Source organism: Acinetobacter sp. TYF_19 (assembly GCF_043105125.1).
In the GTDB taxonomy this organism is placed as follows: domain Bacteria; phylum Pseudomonadota; class Gammaproteobacteria; order Pseudomonadales; family Moraxellaceae; genus Acinetobacter; species Acinetobacter johnsonii.
Genome location: NZ_JBICLH010000061.1, coordinates 1 through 17,232, shown reverse-complemented (window position 1 = coordinate 17,232; position 17,232 = coordinate 1). Strand labels below are relative to the sequence as shown.

Genomic DNA, 17,232 nt, shown 5'->3' with positions numbered 1-17,232 from the left:
AAAGCCTAATAGGAGAAGATGAAAAGAATTTTGTCAGATTCTTATCATCTGTGTAATGGGGGAAATATCAACGTATTGTTCCAAAAAAAGAACAATACTTGAGCTTAACCTGCACGATGATAAGGATGATTATGATTAATACTCATCGCACGGTAGAGTTGTTCAATCAGCATCACGCGAACCATCGGGTGTGGTAAGGTCAGTTTGGATAAAGACCAATGCCAAGCAGCTGCTTTGCGTACTGCTTCAGAGTGACCGTCAGGCCCACCAATAGCAAGCACAATATCATTGCCCTCAAGCATCCACCCTTTCATGGTTTCTGCCAGTTTTTCGGTGCTAAACTCACGACCACCGACTTCCAAAGCAATCAGCACTTCGTTGCCTTTCATTGCATTTAAAATGCTATCACCTTCAATTTGACGGTATTTTAAAATATCTGCTTCTGAATCATTTTTACCGCGTTTTGCCATTGGCAGTTCAATAATCTGCGTTTGCACAAAAGGTTGAATACGTTTGAAATAATCTTCAAAACCAGTCAGTACCCATGCAGGCATTTTTTGACCAATGGTCAGAATACGGATTTTCATAATGGGTCATGTATAAGGAGACGATTCATTATAACGGTGAAAGCAAGGCTTTGCAGTGAGACGAAACAAAATGCAATTGAATTCACTGAACTAATGTTGCTTAATTCAACAGATGAGAGGAATAAGAAATACTTGGAATAATAACAATGTGGCTCAAAACTTTAAAAAAACAGGCTTTTTTGTTGATTGTTGTACTAGGTACTTTCACAGGGCAAGTATTTGCAAGCAACGTCAAAATGGCTGATGAACAAAACCTACAAGTTTATTTGGAGCAAGTGATTGGTCAGGGCAAAGCACGTAACTATAAAAACCTTGAGGAACTGAACCGTGTCTCTGCATGGATCAAAGAACAAATGCGCTTATTGGGCGTTCCGTGTCACTATCAAAACTTTACGGCCAATCAGCAAATTTACCGAAATGTAGTGTGTAGCTTAAACGTCGGACGGGCAGACCGCGTGATTGTTGGGGCACATTATGACGTCTTTGGCGATCAAGATGGTGCAGATGACAATGCCTCTGGCGTTGCGGGGGTAATTGAAACGGCGCGTATTTTGGCGGAGCAAAAGTCTAAACTACCTAATAATGTAGAGTTCGTTTTTTATAGTCTGGAAGAGCCTCCATTTTCTAAAACTCAGCAAATGGGGAGTTATGTCCACGCGAAGTCAGTCCAAGCTCACAAAGAGAAGATTAAAGGGGTGTATATTTTAGAAATGATCGGGTTCTTTAGCGAACAACCCATCCAAAGCTATCCTGTGGGCTTAAAGTGGATTTATCCAACCCATGGTAATTTTATTGCGACAGTGAGTAACGTGAGCTCACGTGACTTAGGCGCAGGCTATTGTGCAGCGATGCAGCAAATTGATCAGTTAGAATGTCAGCGTTTGGTTGCTCCGAGCTTTGCCAATACTTTTGATTTTTCAGATCATTTGAATTATTGGGAGTTTGATATTCCCGCAGTCATGATTACCGATACCGCATTTTATCGAAATGGTCACTACCATACCAAAGCAGATCGCTTAGCGACATTGAATTTGACTAAAATGGCGAATGTGATCGACGGGTTGGTACAGCATTTATTGAAACCTTAAGATATTTTGAGTAATAAAAAACGCAGTTCCCAAGAAGTGAGAACTGCGATAAAAGGTCATCCGTCTGGAGAATCAGATGACCATGCAATTTCAAATCATCAATAAAAAGAAACATACAGCGCGTATCTGTTCTTATTATTTATATCGGGCTTTTTATCGATTTTTCAAGTCTGATTGATGATAGAGGAAAAGGTTTAATACAAAAATTCAAACAACCTAAGTGAAAATTTGGGACTTCATCTATTTCACGTCATGGAATGTAGGCCAATCATATTTCCTTCGCTATCAAAGGCCAGCACAATAAAACCATATTCACCAATAGCCGTTTTTGCTTCATGAATTTTTCCGCCAGACTCAACAAGCCGGCTCGCTTCATTCGCACAATCATCACATGAAAAATAGATTAAGGTACTGTTTCCTCCTGCAGATAGGCCAGGCATTTTCACCAGGGCACCTGAAGCACCATAGGCTTGCATGTCTGAGGGGAAAGCCCACATTTGCAGTGAATTATCATCCGCTGGTGGAGTTAATTCAGTTAATTGAATGTTAAAAACAGATTCATAAAATTGTTTGGCACGAGATAAGTCATCCACATAAATCTCAAACCAGCCAATCGGGTTTTTCATTTTAGTTGTCCTACATGTATCCCTTGATCAAATTATTGTAGGAAATAAAAGCATAAAGATGTGTGGTGTTATCTACAGTAAATTGTAATAAAAAAGAGAGCCGAAGCTCTCTCTTTTTACGATGCGGAATTAGTGGCGTGCAGCTTTTTTGCCTTCATCGACCGCTTTCACAATTGGTGCTTTGACCAAAGGCTCAGGCATAGATGTCAACGCCAGTGGTAAAATCTCATCAATTGATTTCACCGCTTTAATCTCTAAACCTTCTTTAACATTGTCTGGGATTTCAGATAAATCACGGACGTTGTCTTGAGGAATGAAGACCAGCTTAATTCCACCACGGTGTGCAGCCAGAAGTTTCTCTTTTAAGCCACCAATGCGCATTGCACGACCACCGAGACTGGTTTCACCTGTCATGGCAATATCCGGACGAATTGGGATGCCTGTGAAAGCAGAAACCAATGCAGTTGTTAACGCTAAACCTGCAGAAGGGCCATCTTTTGGTGTTGCACCTTCTGGTAAGTGGACGTGAACATCGGTTTCTTCGAAACGTGTCGATTCGATACCCAATTCATCTGCACGGGTACGCACGACAGTCATAGCAGCAGTAATCGATTCTTTCATCACATCACCGAGAGAACCTGTGGTGATGAATTTACCTTTACCTTTAACCGCTGCAACTTCAATGGTCAACAACTCACCACCGACTGAAGTCCACGCCAAACCGTTCACGCGACCGACTTGAGCTTCGTCTTCCGCCATACCAAAGTCAAACTTATGTGGACCTAAGTAGTCTGGAAGATTGGCCGAAGTCACATCAATCTGAAGATTTTTAGACTTCTTGCTGACCGCTTCTTTTACAACTTTACGGGCAATTTTAGAGACTTCACGCTCTAAGCTACGCACACCGGCTTCACGTGTATAACGTTGTACGATGTCACGAATCGCTTCTTCATGAACAGTCAGTTCTTTCGCACGTAGGCCGTTGTTCTTCATTGCTTTCGGAACAAGGTAACGCTCAGCAATATTGACTTTTTCATCTTCGGTATAACCCGGTAGACGAATCACTTCCATACGGTCAAGCAATGCTTCTGGAATATTCATGCTGTTGGCAGTACAGATGAACATCACTTCAGACAGGTCCAGATCAAGATCTAAATAGTGATCGTTAAACTTGCTGTTCTGTGATGGATCAAGTACTTCAAGCAATGCAGAAGCAGGGTCGCCGCGGTAGTCTTGTGCCATCTTGTCGATTTCATCGAGCAAGAACAATGGATTCTTCACACCAACTTTCGTTAAAGACTGCACAATTTTACCCGGCATCGCACCGATATAAGTACGGCGGTGACCACGGATTTCCGCTTCGTCACGTACGCCACCAAGTGCCATACGCACAAACTCACGACCTGTCGCTTTCGCAACCGATTCACCCAGTGAAGTTTTACCTACACCTGGAGGGCCAACCAAACAAAGGATTGGGCCTTTGAGTTTTTTCACGCGCGATTGAACTGCGAGATATTCCACAATACGATCTTTTACGTCATCTAAGCCGTAATGATCTGCATCGAGAATTTCTTGCGCTTTGCTTAAGTTAATGCTGACTTTGCTGGCTTTATTCCAAGGCGTATCTAAAATGGCCTCGATATAATTGCGCACCACAGCCGCTTCACTAGACGCAGGTTGCATTGCTTTGAGTTTACGGAATTCGCTTTCCGCTTTTTTGCGCACGTGTTCAGGCAAATCAGCTTCGGCAAGACGTTTTTCAATTTCAGCAACGTCATCTTCCGCGCCGCCATTCATGTCAGAAAGCTCACGCTGAATCACCTTCATCTTTTCATTGAGGAAGTATTCGCGTTGATTTTTCTCCATTTGACGCTTCACTGAGTCATGTAAAGTTTGCTCAATCTGTTGTTCTTCAGATTGCTGCAATAAATACGTCATCAGTTCTTGTAGATGTGCTTCAAACTCATCGTGTTCGAGGAATTTTTGCTTTACATCAATATTCAGTGGAACACGGGTCGCTACGAAGAATAACAATTGGAGTAAATCGTCAATCTTGTTCGCAGCAGCAATCAGTTCACGTGCATTACGCAGTTTTGCTTCAGCATATTGAGTAAACAGAGCACGTAATTCTTGAACACGTGTTTCTTGCGTTGTTTCGTCAATGTGGACTGACATTGGGCTAAGTACATGTTCTGCGGTTAGATAATCATTTTCATCAATGATTTTTTCTAGCTTTGAACGATGCAAGCCTTCAATTAATACTTTTATACAGTTTTCATCATTTTCATGATTCACAACTTGCACAATCTTCGCGACAGTACCGTATTGATATAAGTTGTCGTGATCAATTTCTTCTGAAAGAGAATCTTTTTGAGCAACTACAAATACTAGATTGTCACTGTTACGAGCCACATCAACTGCATTGATCGATTTTTCACGACCTACAAATAGCGCGATTTGCATGTGTGGATACACCACCACATCACGTAACGCTAAAAGTGGTAATACACTTGGAACCTGAGGCTCTAAGGTTTCTTGATTCATAATAATTTCAGACATGGGCACTCCTAATGAGTGACAACGGTGTTGCCATGTTTTTTATAGTGATGGGTATTTTAAAAAATACAAGGGCAGGTCAAAATAAATTGTATAAAAAATGACTAAACATGTGATTTTTAAGTATTCTCAACAGTCAAAAATGTCAATTTTAGCGCTTGAAGCGTAAATGTTGTTGAGGGGTCAGCAGTCCATCCAAAGGTTGATCCCATTTTTCTCGAATCAAGCGCTGTGGCACCAACTGGAAGTGATGGGCTAAACCCAAACGAAACGGACGGTGATAGCGCGAAGAAGCCAAGGTTTTGTCGTAAAAACCACCGCCCATGCCAATGCGTGTGCCATAAGGATCACATACCAATAAGGGCATGAGTAGCAGATCTAAATGTGAAACGTACTGGCCACGTGTTGCCATGGGCTCTTGCATACCCAACGGATGGTGAGAAAAGCGTTTATTTTGAAATTGATGACGTGAAACTTTGACCCACACTAAGCGCTGATTCATATTGCAAATCATTGGTAAATACACTGCTTTTTTTTGATGAAAACAATATTCAATGATTTTACGGGTCTGAATTTCCCCAAAAGCATGTAGGTAGATCCCGACGCGAGTGGCATGTTTGAATTCGGGCACACGTCTTAGGCGTTGTAAAATTTGCAGTTCGGACTGCTGCTGTTGATAGGCGGAAACTTGTCTGCGTTGTTTGCGAAGCTGTTTTCTGAGTTGGGCAAGTTCAATCGACATGGTGAACGCAGTCCTGAGTATCGAAATAGTGAGTGTGAAAATGAGCGCCAAATTTAAAAGATGGTATCTGTTTATGGCGCAGTCGTTGAACCTTTTTTCAGTTCTTGCAAAATTGGGCAGCAACTGTCAGTGGTGGTTTTACATTCATCCACCCAGTTTGAAAGGCGTTGTTTCAAAGCATTCAGCTCTTGAATCCGTTGATCAATTTTTTCCAGCCGTTGCTGAATCACATCACGGACTTTTTCTCGATCATCCAGTTGCAAATGCAATAGATCTTGAATTTCACTGAGCTGTAAGCCCGCATCTTTGCCTTTTTGTATAAAGCTCAACGTTTCAATATCTTGCTGACTATAGTAGCGATAGTTTTGCGTGGTTTCAGGAATGCGCATCAGACCAATCCGTTGATAATAACGAATGGTTTCCACATTCACCTGACAGTGTTTTGCCAGTTTGCCGATAGTGAGCATAAAATAATCTCCAAAAGGCTTGACTCAGTACCTAGGTACAGACTTTATGCTAACACAATCAAAAAATAAAAGGTGAGTCAGAATGAGTGAGCAACACAAAACGTCTTGCTGTTCCAAACAGAAATTAGCGCCGATGGTGGTGAATATCGATCCTGTCTGTGGGATGACGGTCGCAGAGGACTCTCCTCATGTGTATGAGCATCAATCAGTTCGTTATTTGTTTTGTTGCTCAGGCTGTTTAAAGAAATTTTCGGCCAATCCAGAGGCTTACTTAACATCAGAAAGAGCGCCCAGTGTTTGTTGTAGTCAATCCAAAACAGATATAAGCGATGCTTCATCTCAGGCGAAAGAGGAAAGTGCTGTAGTTACTTCCAAAGGTTGTGGTTGCGGATCAAAACCTGTGTCAGATGCAGAGAAGACCACATTTACTGACCCTGTGTGTGGCATGACCGTAACTGATTTAACTAAACCGCATACCGAGTGGCAGGGGCAGAACTACTATTTTTGTAGTGAAAAATGTTTGCAAAAGTTTATTGCAACCCCAGAGGCTTATGTAAAAACTGAAGATGCAGTATCGGTGTCTACTTCTACTGCGGGCTGTTGTGGTTCAACTCCGAAAGAGGCAGAGAAAAAAGCATCCTGTTGTGAGCCTAAGCCTCAAACAGAACCAGACACCAAAGCCAGTTGCTGTGTACCCAAGCCGAAAGTAGAAGCTGCAAAAAGTAGCTGCTGTGGTGGAGGAAAGCATGAACATAGTGCTCCGTCTGGATCAGCTGAGTTTATTGACCCCGTATGTGGCATGTCAGTCGATCCGAATACAGAGTTAAAAACGGATTATCAGCAACAGACCTATTATTTCTGCAATCCTTCTTGCTTAGATAAGTTTAAGGCTGATCCTGAGTTTTATCTGATTCCACCCGATCAGCGTCCTGTACCTGAAGGGGCTGCGGATATGGACTATACCTGTCCGATGGACCCTGAAATTGTGCAGAAAGGTCCGGGTACCTGTCCAATTTGTGGTATGGCACTCGAGCCGATGCAACCGACTTTAGATGATGCACCCAACCCAGAGTTGGTGGACTTTAGCCATCGCTTTTGGATGACCTTGCCACTGACGTTGATCGTGTTTGTACTGGCGATGGGTTCACATATTCACAGTTTCATTTCACCGCATATTCAGCCGTGGATTGAGCTGGTCCTCGCGACCCCAGTGGTGTTGTGGGCAGGTAAACCCTTTATTGAACGTTGCTGGACTTCGTATAAAACCCGCAACTTAAATATGTGGAGCCTGATTGGTGTTGGGGTGTTAGCGGCCTATATTTATAGTGTGGTGGCAACGATTTTCCCAAGTGTGATTCCAATGGAAGCCAAAACTGGGCATGGCGTTGCAGTGTACTTTGAAGCAGCCTGTATGATCGTGTCTTTAAGTTTGCTCGGTCAAATCATGGAGTTAAAGGCGCGTGCTAAGACCGCAGACTCACTCAAAGCCTTACTCAAACTGCAAGCCAACACAGCCAAGTTGGTTCAAAATGATCAAGTGGTTGAAGTTGATATTGGTATGGTCAAACAAGGCGATATTTTACAAATTTCCTCGGGCGAGCAGATCCCACTGGATGGTGTGGTGGTTGAAGGCAAAACCTATGTCGATGAAGCCATGATGACCGGTGAACCTGTGCCTGTGAAAAAGCAAGTGCATGACACGGTGATCGGCGGGACGGTCAATCAACAAGGCAGTATTCGTATTCAAACTACGGCGGTCGGGGCGAATACCACTTTGGCGAAAATGATTCAAACGGTAGCAGAAGCACAGCGTTCTAAAGCACCGTTACAACGTTTGGCCGATGTGTTTGCCAAGTACTTTGTCATCATTGTGCTATTGATTAGTGTGTTGACCTTTGTCGCTTGGATGGTGTTTGGTGGTGCCCAGTTTGATTTGGCATTGATGTGTGCGGTGGCGGTACTAATTATCGCCTGTCCATGTGCGCTGGGTTTAGCCACGCCGATGTCGGTCATGGCCACGACAGGGCGCGCGGCACAAAAAGGGGTACTGTTTAAAGATGCAGAGGCGATTGAAGCTTTAAGTAAGGTCAATACGCTGATTGTCGATAAAACAGGGACTCTGACGGAAGGTAAACCAAGCCTTAAAGAAATTCAGTTGCTCAGCCCAAATGTGGAACAAGCGCAAGTGGAACAGTGGATTGCCTCGATTGAGCAGTATTCTAGTCATCCGATTGCCCAGACTTTGACACAGTTGGTCCCAGCGCAGCAATTGCTTAAAGTGGCAGACTTTGAGGATGTGACTGGTTTTGGCGTCAAAGGGCAAATTGGCGAGCAAACCCTCTATATTGGTAGCCAAAAGCTGCTTGAGCAACTCGGCATTACTTTGGATGATACTTTGCAAAGCCAGTTGAACCAGCAGCGTACGACAGGCAATGTGATCAGTTTCTTAAGCAATAGCCAAGAAGTGCTGGCTTATATTTCTATTCACGATGCGATTAAGGCCAATGCGCAGCAAGTCATTCAACAGCTGATTGATGATGGTGTTGAAGTGGTGATGGCAACAGGTGACCACGAACAAAATGCCCAGTTGGTGGCTCAGGAATTGGGTATTCAACAAGTCTATGGCAACTGTACACCAACAGAAAAACTGGACATCGTGAAGAAATATCAGGCCCAAGGTAAAATTGTCGCGATGGCGGGAGATGGCATTAACGATGCACCAGCCTTGGCACAAGCCAATGTTGGAATTGCCATGGGTAATGGAACTGATATTGCTAAACAAACCGCACAAGTCACCTTGGTTAAAGGTGATATTCGTGGCGCAGCCGATGCGCTACATATGGCGAAACTGGGTGTGCGTAATATGAAACAAAACCTTGCTTTTTCTTTTGTGTATAACGGCTTGGGTGTCCCTGTCGCAGCAGGGATTTTCTATCCCTTAACAGGGTTATTACTCACCCCAATGTTCGCTGCGGTGGCGATGTCATTGAGCTCATTGTCCGTAGTCTTAAATGCTTTACGTTTACAGAAGAGTAAATAAGCGCTTTTAGATTTTTACACTCCCTTTTCAGTTGAGTTTAAAAAAGCATCTTTTTAACAAAGGTGCTTTTTTTATGATGATTCGTGCTGGAATGAAGCGCAGCACGAATAAATATTGCTTTTTACAAGTGTCTTTTTTGATTCAACTTGATTTAAAGAGCCTTGATCCGGTTAGACCGAGTAAGGTTGTAAAAGACACAAAATTGATGTATTTGGGCAAGGCATAGCGCTTGAATGAGCGTCATCTTGTGAGTCATTTTGAAATTATATAAAACAGGAACTTAAAAAATAGGGGGAACTGCCGTACTATAAGCGGGATGGAGTAAAGGCAGGGTTCAGGGTGAATTTAAAAAATCTAGAAGCATTTTATTGGGTTGTGACTTTAAATAGTTTCAATAAGGCTGCCACAAAATTACAAACGACTCAGCCTGCCGTTTCACAAAAAATCACCTCTCTTGAAAATGATTTAGGTTTTAAAGTTCTCGATCGCAGCTTTCGACAGCTTAAACCCACTCATAAAGGCATGACCCTGTTTAAATATGCTGAAAAGTTTATGCGTTTGGAAACCGATTTGGTGGCTGAGCTGACTGAAAACCAGCATCTAACAGGAACAATTCGTTTAGGTGTTTCCGAGACGATCGTTTATACGTGGTTGGTTGAATATATCGAAAAAGTACAAAAAGAGTTTCCCAAAGTTTCTGTGGAAATTGTGGTGGATTTAACCCCAAATTTGCAAGAAGGTGTGCGTACCGGGGATTTGGACATGGCTTTTTTGCTGGGCCCGACTTTGGCTTTCGAGTGTGTAGAGCAGGCGTTGTGCGACTTTGAACTGAGTTTCTTGGCAGCGCCATCTTTTAAAGGTGGTGTGGGTCAAATGTCATTTAAGGCATTGATGTCTCATACCATTTTAACCTATCCGAAAATTACCTATCCCTATAAAGAGCTCAAGGCCAAAATGAAAGAACAGGCACTAGATGAGCCGCTTTCAATTACCAGTTATTCGCTTGCGACCTTATTGCGTCTTGCGGAGCAAGGTTTGGGGATCGCCGTTGTGCCGACCTTAACGGCTTTAAAGGAAATTACCGATGGTCGATTGGAAATTTTAAATACCCCGATCCAGCTCAAAACCTTTCATTTCACCTCGATTTATATGCAAGGAAATGATGCTGCCTTGAAAGAGAAATTAACCGATGTCGCAGTCACTGTATCTGAAAGTGCAATGAAAAGACTGCTTGAGAAAATTAAAAAATAATTGAGGCGCACGCAGTTTTTTGACAAGTGATGTTTCTTTATCTCAAAACGTAATTTGTTTGAAAAACTATAAAAGCAGCTTATCGTGCGTGATAAGTAAAATTTATCATTAGACTTTTAATAAATAAAAAATAATAAAATACAGTTATTTAGTTTTAATAATGGATGTAAAAAGTCGTATTGTTCATCGCGCTTGCCTATGTTCTTATTTCAAATAGAAGATTTGATCCGCCATGGCTTTGGTTGGGCAACAGGGAATCTTTGTCAGTTAAAGGGATTTAAGAACAGAATTTGCAAACAAAATGATGTTCTTGGTTCAACTTGAAAATAGCGTTATTAAGCTCAAATGGACGAGGAACGCATTAAATATGTCTTTATTAAAATCTTCTTTTTTATCAGATCGCCAATGGGCCATTGTTGCTTCAATCTTCATGATGGCAACCTCCGCCATGGGACCTGGTTTTCTAACTCAAACCGCAGTTTTTACTGTGAAATTGGGTGCGGCGTTTGGCTTTGCCATTCTCGTGTCTATTTTGATTGATTATGTGGTGCAGCAAAACATTTGGCGTGTCGTAACGCTGACGCAAATGCGTGCCTCGGATATTGCCAATAAAGCCTTGCCGGGCAGTGGTTACTTACTGGCTTTTCTGGTCATTTTGGGTGGCTTCTTCTTCAGTATTGGTAATATTGCAGGCGCGGCTTTAGGTCTCAATGCCATATTTGGGTTAGACACCAAATGGGGCGGCATTTTAAGTGGTGCTTTAGCCATTTTAATTTTTGCTTCAAGAAAGGCCACGCTGGCCATGGATAAAAGCATGATCGTTTTGGGGTTGCTCAAAATCATCTTGATTATCATTGTTGCCGTCATTGTGATGCCACCTGTGGGCCAAGCTGTTCATCAAACGTTTGCACCCGACCAGATTGATTTTGCCATCATCACCACGATTGTCGGTGGAACGGTCGGTGGCTATATTTGCTATGCAGGCGCCCATCGTTTACTGGATAAAGGCGCGGTTGGCCCTGAAAATATTGATGAAGTCGCAAGAGCTGCAACCAAAGGTATTGTGGTTGTAGGCATCATGCGTTATGTGCTGTTTTTAGCTTTCTTGGGTGTAGTGGTGAGTGGTGCAAGCATTGACTTAGCCAGCCATGATGCCAATCCAGCAGCACAAGCTTTTCAATATGCCGCAGGGACTTTTGGTTATAAATTATTTGGTCTGATTTTCTGGGCAGCAGGGATCAGTAGTACCATTGGCGCTGCTTATACTTCGGTTTCATTCTTTACTGCATTTAAGAAAAACCTCAGTCCAAAACAAACCAACTACACCACCATTACATTTATCTCTTTAGCTTTATTGCTGTATGTCGTACTGGGCGCAACTCCTGCTGGACTGTTGATTTTTGTTGGTGGTTTTAATGGTTTGGTATTGCCAATCGGTTTAACGATTTTTGTTTATGTAGCTGCTTGCCGTAAAGATATGATGGGGAATTATAACTATCCAAAATGGTTACTTATTTTGGGTGTACTCACATGTATGTTGACATGGTGGATGGGCTATATGTCCTTTACCACAGTCTTTAATTATTTAACCAAACTTTAAGCCAGTAGACGGTGAAGTGATAAAGGAATTAAGCCATGTATGTAGATTTAAATAGTGACTTAGGTGAAAGTTTTGGTTCGTGGAAAATGGGCAATGATGACCAAATTCTACCCGTGGTGACAAGTGCCAACATTGCATGTGGTTTTCATGCAGGAGATCCGCTGGGGATTTTAAAGACACTGCGTAAAGCTGTTGAATTAAACGTCGCGATTGGCGCGCATGTATCTTATCCAGACCTCGTTGGTTTTGGTCGCCGCAATATGGATGTGTCACGTGATGAGCTGATTGCCGATGTGCTGTATCAAATTTCTGCATTGGATGGTTTAGCCAAAGTGGCTGGTTCTCAAGTGCAATATGTGAAACCACATGGTGCACTGTATAACACCATTGCACATGATCACGCTCAGGCCGCTGCGGTGATTGATGCCATTAAAATGTATAACCCAGAACTGGTTTTGGTGGCACTGGCTGGTTCCCATTTGGTTGAGCAAGCACGTGCAGCAGGCTTAAAGGTTGTATCTGAGGCATTTGCAGACCGTGCTTATAACAGTGATGGTTCATTGGTTTCACGACGTTTGGACGGGGCTGTTTTACATGACTCAGCCTTTGTGGCACGCCGTGTGGTGTCTATGTTGAAAAATGGCGGTGTTGATTCGATTGATGGTGTATTTACCCCGATTCAAGCGGACACGATTTGCTTACATGGTGACACCGCAGGTGCTTTAGAGATGTCGGCTGCGATTAAAGCTGAACTGCTAAATCACCATATTGAAATTCGTCCCTTTGTCTTAAAGCATGAGGAAGTATGCAATGTATAAGGATATCCGAGTCGATTCAGCGCAGCTTGAAGCCGCTTTAGCGGCACGTTTAAAAATTCGTGCAGGCTTTGATAAACCAACGGCGGGTATGGCTGCGGGCATGACGCAGGTCAATATGATTTCGGTACCTAAAGATTGGGCTTATGATTTTCTACTGTATGCACATCGCAATCCGCAAAGCTGTCCTGTTTTAGACGTGCTAGAGGAAGGTGTTTATGCCACAAGGCTGGCAGAGAACTCAGATATACGTACCGACTTTCCACGTTATCGCATCTGGAAAGAGGGTGAAATGGTCGAGGAAGTCACGGATGCGAGTGACATTTATCATGCACATCCTGACTTGGTGACGTTTCTAATTGGCTGTAGTTTCTCTTTTGAAACAGCACTGCAGGAGGCTGGCATTGAAGTTCGTCATATCCATGATCAGACCAATGTACCGATGTATTTGAGTAATATTCAATGTCAGCCTGCGGGGCGTATTTCGGGCAACATGGTGGTGTCTATGCGCCCAATTCCATCCCATCAAATCGCGGATGCCGTCAAAATTACAGCACGGATGCCAAGTGTGCATGGTGCGCCTGTACATATTGGACATCCTGAAGGTTTAGGCATTCGTGATGTGAATCAGCCAGACTTTGGTGATGCTTCACGTATTGAGGCTGGGGAAATTCCAGTATTTTGGGCTTGTGGTGTAACCCCACAAGCAGCGGTGATGAACTCAAAAATTCCTTTTGCCATAAGCCATGCACCCGGTCATATGTTGATTACCGACATTCCTGATCGTGCATGGATAGGTTAAGCGGCACTAAAGAACAATTAAAAAGGATAGGCACATGCGTTTTTTATCGGTAAACGCGGATTGTTTTCTCATAGAGCTTGCCAGCTTAGAGGAAACATTGGCGTTGTACAATAAATTGCACACGATGCAATTGAATGGAATTAAAGACTTAGTCCCTGCTGCAAAAACGATTTTGGTATTTTTTAATGAAATCGAGACCACCTTTAAAACATTGGTTGCTTCGATTCAGACTGTAAAAATTGGTTCAGGCGTTGAGCGTAATGTCCAAGAGTTGATTATTCCTATCTGCTATACGGGCGAAGATCTTGCTCAAGTTGCAGAGTTACAAGGGCTTTCAATTGCTGATGTGATTTTGAAGCATCGTCAAAGTGTTTGGAATGTGGCTTTTATTGGCTTTGCACCGGGTTTTGCTTACATGAGCAGTCCCGATCGACCTTTTACAGATATTCCTCGCTTAACTGTACCACGTAAAAAAATACCGTCGGGTTCTTTGGGACTGGCAGGACAATATTCAGGGATTTATCCGAAAGACAGTCCGGGAGGCTGGCAGCTGATCGGTACGACTGTTGAAAAAATGTGGGATCTAGAGCGTAAAAATCCAGCGCTATTGTTACCAGGAATGACGGTCCATTTTGAAGATGTCACACATCAACCAACCACGGTTAGCGTAGCACAGCAAGTCACTCGTACAGTTGAGCCCAAACAATCCATGCCTTTGTTTACGGTAACTGCACCGAGCCTACAGATGCTGATCCAAGATGAAGGGCGTTTTAACCAAACCAAGATTGGGGTTGGTGTTGCAGGGGCGATGGATGTATCGGCGATGCACAGTGCAAATCGAATTGTTGGTAACCCAACTCCGACGCCTGTGATTGAAGTTTTAAATGGTGGTTTGAAAGCTAAAATGCATCAGTCCGCAGTCATTGCAGTTACGGGAGCTATTTCAAATATCCACGTAAAATTTAGTGATGGCCAAAAGGCTGACTTTGAGAGTTATCAAGCGATTGCCCTTGATGAGGGTGATGAATTTCAGATTCAAGCACCGACGGCAGGACTGAGGAATTATCTGGCGATTCGTGGTGGTATCGACGTGCAGCCTGTGCTGAATAGCGCCTCATTTGATAGTTTGGCCATATTGGGGCCAGAACCTATAAAAATGGGGGATACGGTTTATCAAGGACAGGTTGAAGTTTCAAATATCAGTATTACCGAAATTGCGAAGTTACACTTGCCCAAAGTCGGCGATGTGGTTGAGCTCGACATTGTGATGGGACCGCGAACGGATTGGTTCGAAGCGGAGAGCATTGAGCGCTTATGTCAGCAAGCTTGGCTTGTGACGAATGAAAGCAATCGGGTTGGACTGAGACTTTCAGGTGAGCATCCGTTGCAGCGCAAAATTACCCATGAGTTGGAAAGTGAGGGAACTTGTATTGGCGCCTTGCAGATTCCGCCAAGCGGACAGCCTGTATTGTTTATGAATGACCATCCTTTAACTGGTGGCTACCCCGTGATTGCGGCTGTGGCGAAGCACCATTGGGACTTGGTGGCGCAGATTCCAGCAGGGTGCCAAATCAAATTTAAAAAAATGACCGAATTTACAGATTTTGAGAATGAATGATGACTACTGAAAAATTATTAATTGCAAACCGTGGTGAAATTGCCGTTCGTATTATTCATGCTTGCCGCGATATGGGTATTCGCTCAGTTGCGTTATATGCCGATGACGATATGGACAGTATGCATGTCGAATTGGCGGATGAAGCATGGGGTTTAGCGGGTGCAACTGCACGTGAAACTTATTTGAATATTCCAGCCATTCTTGAGGTTGCTAAAAAATCCAAGGCGACCATGGTGCATCCAGGTTATGGCTTTTTATCTGAACGTGCTGAATTTGCACAGGCCGTAATTGATGCAGGCTTAAAGTGGGTCGGGCCGTCACCAAGCGCCATTGAAAAATTGGGTGATAAAATTGAAGCACGTAAGATAGCTGCTTCAGTGGGTGCACCTTTAGTTCAAGGTACACAAGACCCCTTAAATAATGCTGATGAAGCACTCGAGTTTGCAAAGCAGTTTGGTTTACCTATTGCGATTAAAGCCGCATTTGGCGGTGGTGGTCGCGGTTTAAAAGTTGTTTGGAAACTGGAAGATGTAAAAGAGCTGTATGATTCGGCTGTACGTGAAGCGCAAGCCGCTTTTGGTCGCGGTGAGTGTTTTGTTGAGCAGTACTTAGATCAACCACGCCATGTCGAAGCGCAAGTGATTGCCGATCAACATGGCAATGTAGTGGTTTTAGGTACACGAGACTGTTCGCTACAACGTCGTAATCAGAAGCTGGTTGAAGAAGCCCCAGCGCCTTTTATCAGCGATGCAATTTATGAAGAAATTTTAACTTCAGCCAAAAATATCTGTCAGGCAGCCAACTATGTCGGTGCGGGTACTGTTGAATATTTGCTGAGCCGTGATGGAAAGCTTTCATTTTTAGAGGTTAATACCCGCTTGCAGGTGGAACATCCTGTTACTGAAGAAACGGCCAAAGTCGATTTGGTGGTTGAGCAAATTCGCGTGGCTCAAGGCCATGAACTTTCAATCAAAGAAACCCCGAAAGCGCAGGGGCATGCCATTGAGTTTCGTATCAATGCTGAAGACCCCGCTCGTGGCTTCATTCCTGCTTTTGGTGTATTGAGTTTATTTGAAGCACCATTTGGTCAGGGGGTACGTGTAGACACAGGTGTTCGTACTGGTTCTTTGGTGTCGAGTCATTTTGATTCGCTTATGGCAAAACTGATTATCACAGGCCCAACCCGTGAAATTGCGATCGCTCGCGCTAAACGTGCGCTGAAGCAATTTAAAATTGAAGGGGTTGCGTCGGTTTTAGACTTTCACCGTGCAGTATTAAATGAAACTGATTTTACCGCCACATTTAATGTTCATACTCGTTGGATTGAAAATGATTTTAAACAGGACTTAAAGCCAACGAAACGCACTATTCCGAATCATCAACAGCCGATGTTACTCAGTTATATTGAAATTGATGGGAAATTACATCGTTTAGGCTTACCTGCGGGTATGTTTGCACAAAACCCTACAATGACGTCTCAAGACCAACCAGCTACAGAAACAGCAGTGAGTGCTGAACACTTACTTGCACCAATCAATGGCGTAATTAGCGCTTGGAAGGTAGAAAACGGGGAGCAGGTCGCAGAGGGGCAGGTGGTGGCGATTATGGAAGCCATGAAAATGGAAGTCCCTGTACTTGCACATCAAAGTGGAGTGATTCAATTGATGGTTCAGCAAGGGGTGACCTGTCACGCAGAGCATATTATTGGATCGATTTGCTAAAAAAATAAATCATGTGAATGCACCTGATGCAGCATTTAGCTAAGTCAGGTTTTTGTTTGAAAACTCTTAAAAGTTGAGGGCTGGTTAGCTTTGTTTTATGGACAAATGAAGTGGAAAAATGGTTCGATTAAGATTTAATAGTCCAATAAAAGCGTTATTTAAAGAGATATTCAATAATCATTTTGTTCTGTAGCTCGGAGACAAGATGAAAGCGATAAACTTGAAAAATAAAAATTAAAGAATATTAGCGATGTATGTAATTATTATTTTAAGGCTTTGTTGCACAAAGATTTGAAATGCAAAGCGCCCCTAATTGAGC

Annotated in this window: 13 protein-coding genes and 1 pseudogene; 9 read left to right on the top strand and 5 right to left on the bottom strand. The window is 43.2% G+C overall.

Features of this window, described 5'->3' with window-relative positions; all coding sequences use genetic code 11:
- Positions 1-104: 104 nt before the first annotated feature.
- Complete coding sequence (rlmH, locus tag ACF8FD_RS07800; protein ID WP_004980899.1) at positions 105-587, bottom strand: 23S rRNA (pseudouridine(1915)-N(3))-methyltransferase RlmH; 483 nt, start codon at positions 585-587, stop codon at positions 105-107.
- A 146-nt stretch (positions 588-733) separates the two neighbouring features.
- On the opposite strand from rlmH, the gene ACF8FD_RS07795 reads away from it, so the two are divergent.
- A complete protein-coding gene (locus ACF8FD_RS07795; protein WP_392453316.1) occupies positions 734-1,675 on the top strand; it encodes a M20/M25/M40 family metallo-hydrolase in 942 nt (313 codons plus the stop codon).
- 245 nt (positions 1,676-1,920) lie between these two features.
- Here the strand turns inward: ACF8FD_RS07795 and ACF8FD_RS07790 are convergent, their stop codons facing one another.
- The 4 genes from ACF8FD_RS07790 to ACF8FD_RS07775 all read right to left on the bottom strand — a co-directional run bounded on the left by ACF8FD_RS07790 (position 1,921) and on the right by ACF8FD_RS07775 (position 6,066).
- Positions 1,921-2,301: a VOC family protein gene (locus ACF8FD_RS07790; protein ID WP_004980894.1), complete on the bottom strand. Its 381-nt coding sequence runs from the start codon at positions 2,299-2,301 to the stop codon at positions 1,921-1,923.
- Between the two features lie 129 nt (positions 2,302-2,430).
- Positions 2,431-4,860: an endopeptidase La gene (gene lon / locus ACF8FD_RS07785; RefSeq protein WP_234303848.1), complete on the bottom strand. Its 2,430-nt coding sequence runs from the start codon at positions 4,858-4,860 to the stop codon at positions 2,431-2,433.
- Positions 4,861-5,008: 148 nt separating this feature from the next.
- Positions 5,009-5,599, bottom strand: coding sequence for a 5-formyltetrahydrofolate cyclo-ligase (locus tag ACF8FD_RS07780; protein WP_234303847.1), 591 nt, complete (start codon positions 5,597-5,599; stop codon positions 5,009-5,011).
- A gap of 71 nt (positions 5,600-5,670) precedes the next feature.
- Positions 5,671-6,066, bottom strand: a complete 396-nt coding sequence (locus ACF8FD_RS07775; protein WP_205666915.1) for a MerR family transcriptional regulator — start codon at positions 6,064-6,066, stop codon at positions 5,671-5,673.
- Between the two features lie 82 nt (positions 6,067-6,148).
- On the opposite strand from ACF8FD_RS07775, the gene ACF8FD_RS07770 reads away from it, so the two are divergent.
- From ACF8FD_RS07770 to ACF8FD_RS07735, 8 genes and pseudogenes are all read left to right on the top strand, one after another.
- Positions 6,149-9,106: a heavy metal translocating P-type ATPase gene (locus ACF8FD_RS07770; RefSeq protein WP_234303846.1), complete on the top strand. Its 2,958-nt coding sequence runs from the start codon at positions 6,149-6,151 to the stop codon at positions 9,104-9,106.
- Between the two features lie 73 nt (positions 9,107-9,179).
- Positions 9,180-9,332, top strand: coding sequence for a hypothetical protein (locus ACF8FD_RS07765; protein ID WP_171522837.1), 153 nt, complete (start codon positions 9,180-9,182; stop codon positions 9,330-9,332).
- 113 nt (positions 9,333-9,445) lie between these two features.
- The gene (mumR, locus tag ACF8FD_RS07760; protein ID WP_004694273.1) at positions 9,446-10,357 is read left to right on the top strand and encodes a LysR family transcriptional regulator MumR; all 912 of its coding nucleotides are present in this window, start codon (positions 9,446-9,448) and stop codon (positions 10,355-10,357) included.
- Between the two features lie 345 nt (positions 10,358-10,702).
- Positions 10,703-11,957, top strand: a pseudogene (locus ACF8FD_RS07755) (NRAMP family divalent metal transporter).
- Positions 11,958-11,992: 35 nt separating this feature from the next.
- Entirely contained in the window at positions 11,993-12,775 is a 783-nt protein-coding gene (locus ACF8FD_RS07750) for a LamB/YcsF family protein (RefSeq protein ID WP_234303845.1), read from the top strand.
- Positions 12,768-13,574: a putative hydro-lyase gene (locus ACF8FD_RS07745; RefSeq protein WP_279678787.1), complete on the top strand. Its 807-nt coding sequence runs from the start codon at positions 12,768-12,770 to the stop codon at positions 13,572-13,574. Before ACF8FD_RS07750 ends, ACF8FD_RS07745 begins: the two co-directional genes overlap by 8 nt.
- Before the next feature lie 34 nt (positions 13,575-13,608).
- Positions 13,609-15,192 (top strand): urea amidolyase family protein, encoded by a 1,584-nt coding sequence (locus ACF8FD_RS07740; RefSeq protein ID WP_279678788.1) that lies wholly within the window; start codon positions 13,609-13,611, stop codon positions 15,190-15,192.
- Complete coding sequence (locus ACF8FD_RS07735; protein WP_234305105.1) at positions 15,192-16,913, top strand: biotin carboxylase N-terminal domain-containing protein; 1,722 nt, start codon at positions 15,192-15,194, stop codon at positions 16,911-16,913. Before ACF8FD_RS07740 ends, ACF8FD_RS07735 begins: the two co-directional genes overlap by 1 nt.
- Positions 16,914-17,232 lie beyond the last annotated feature (319 nt).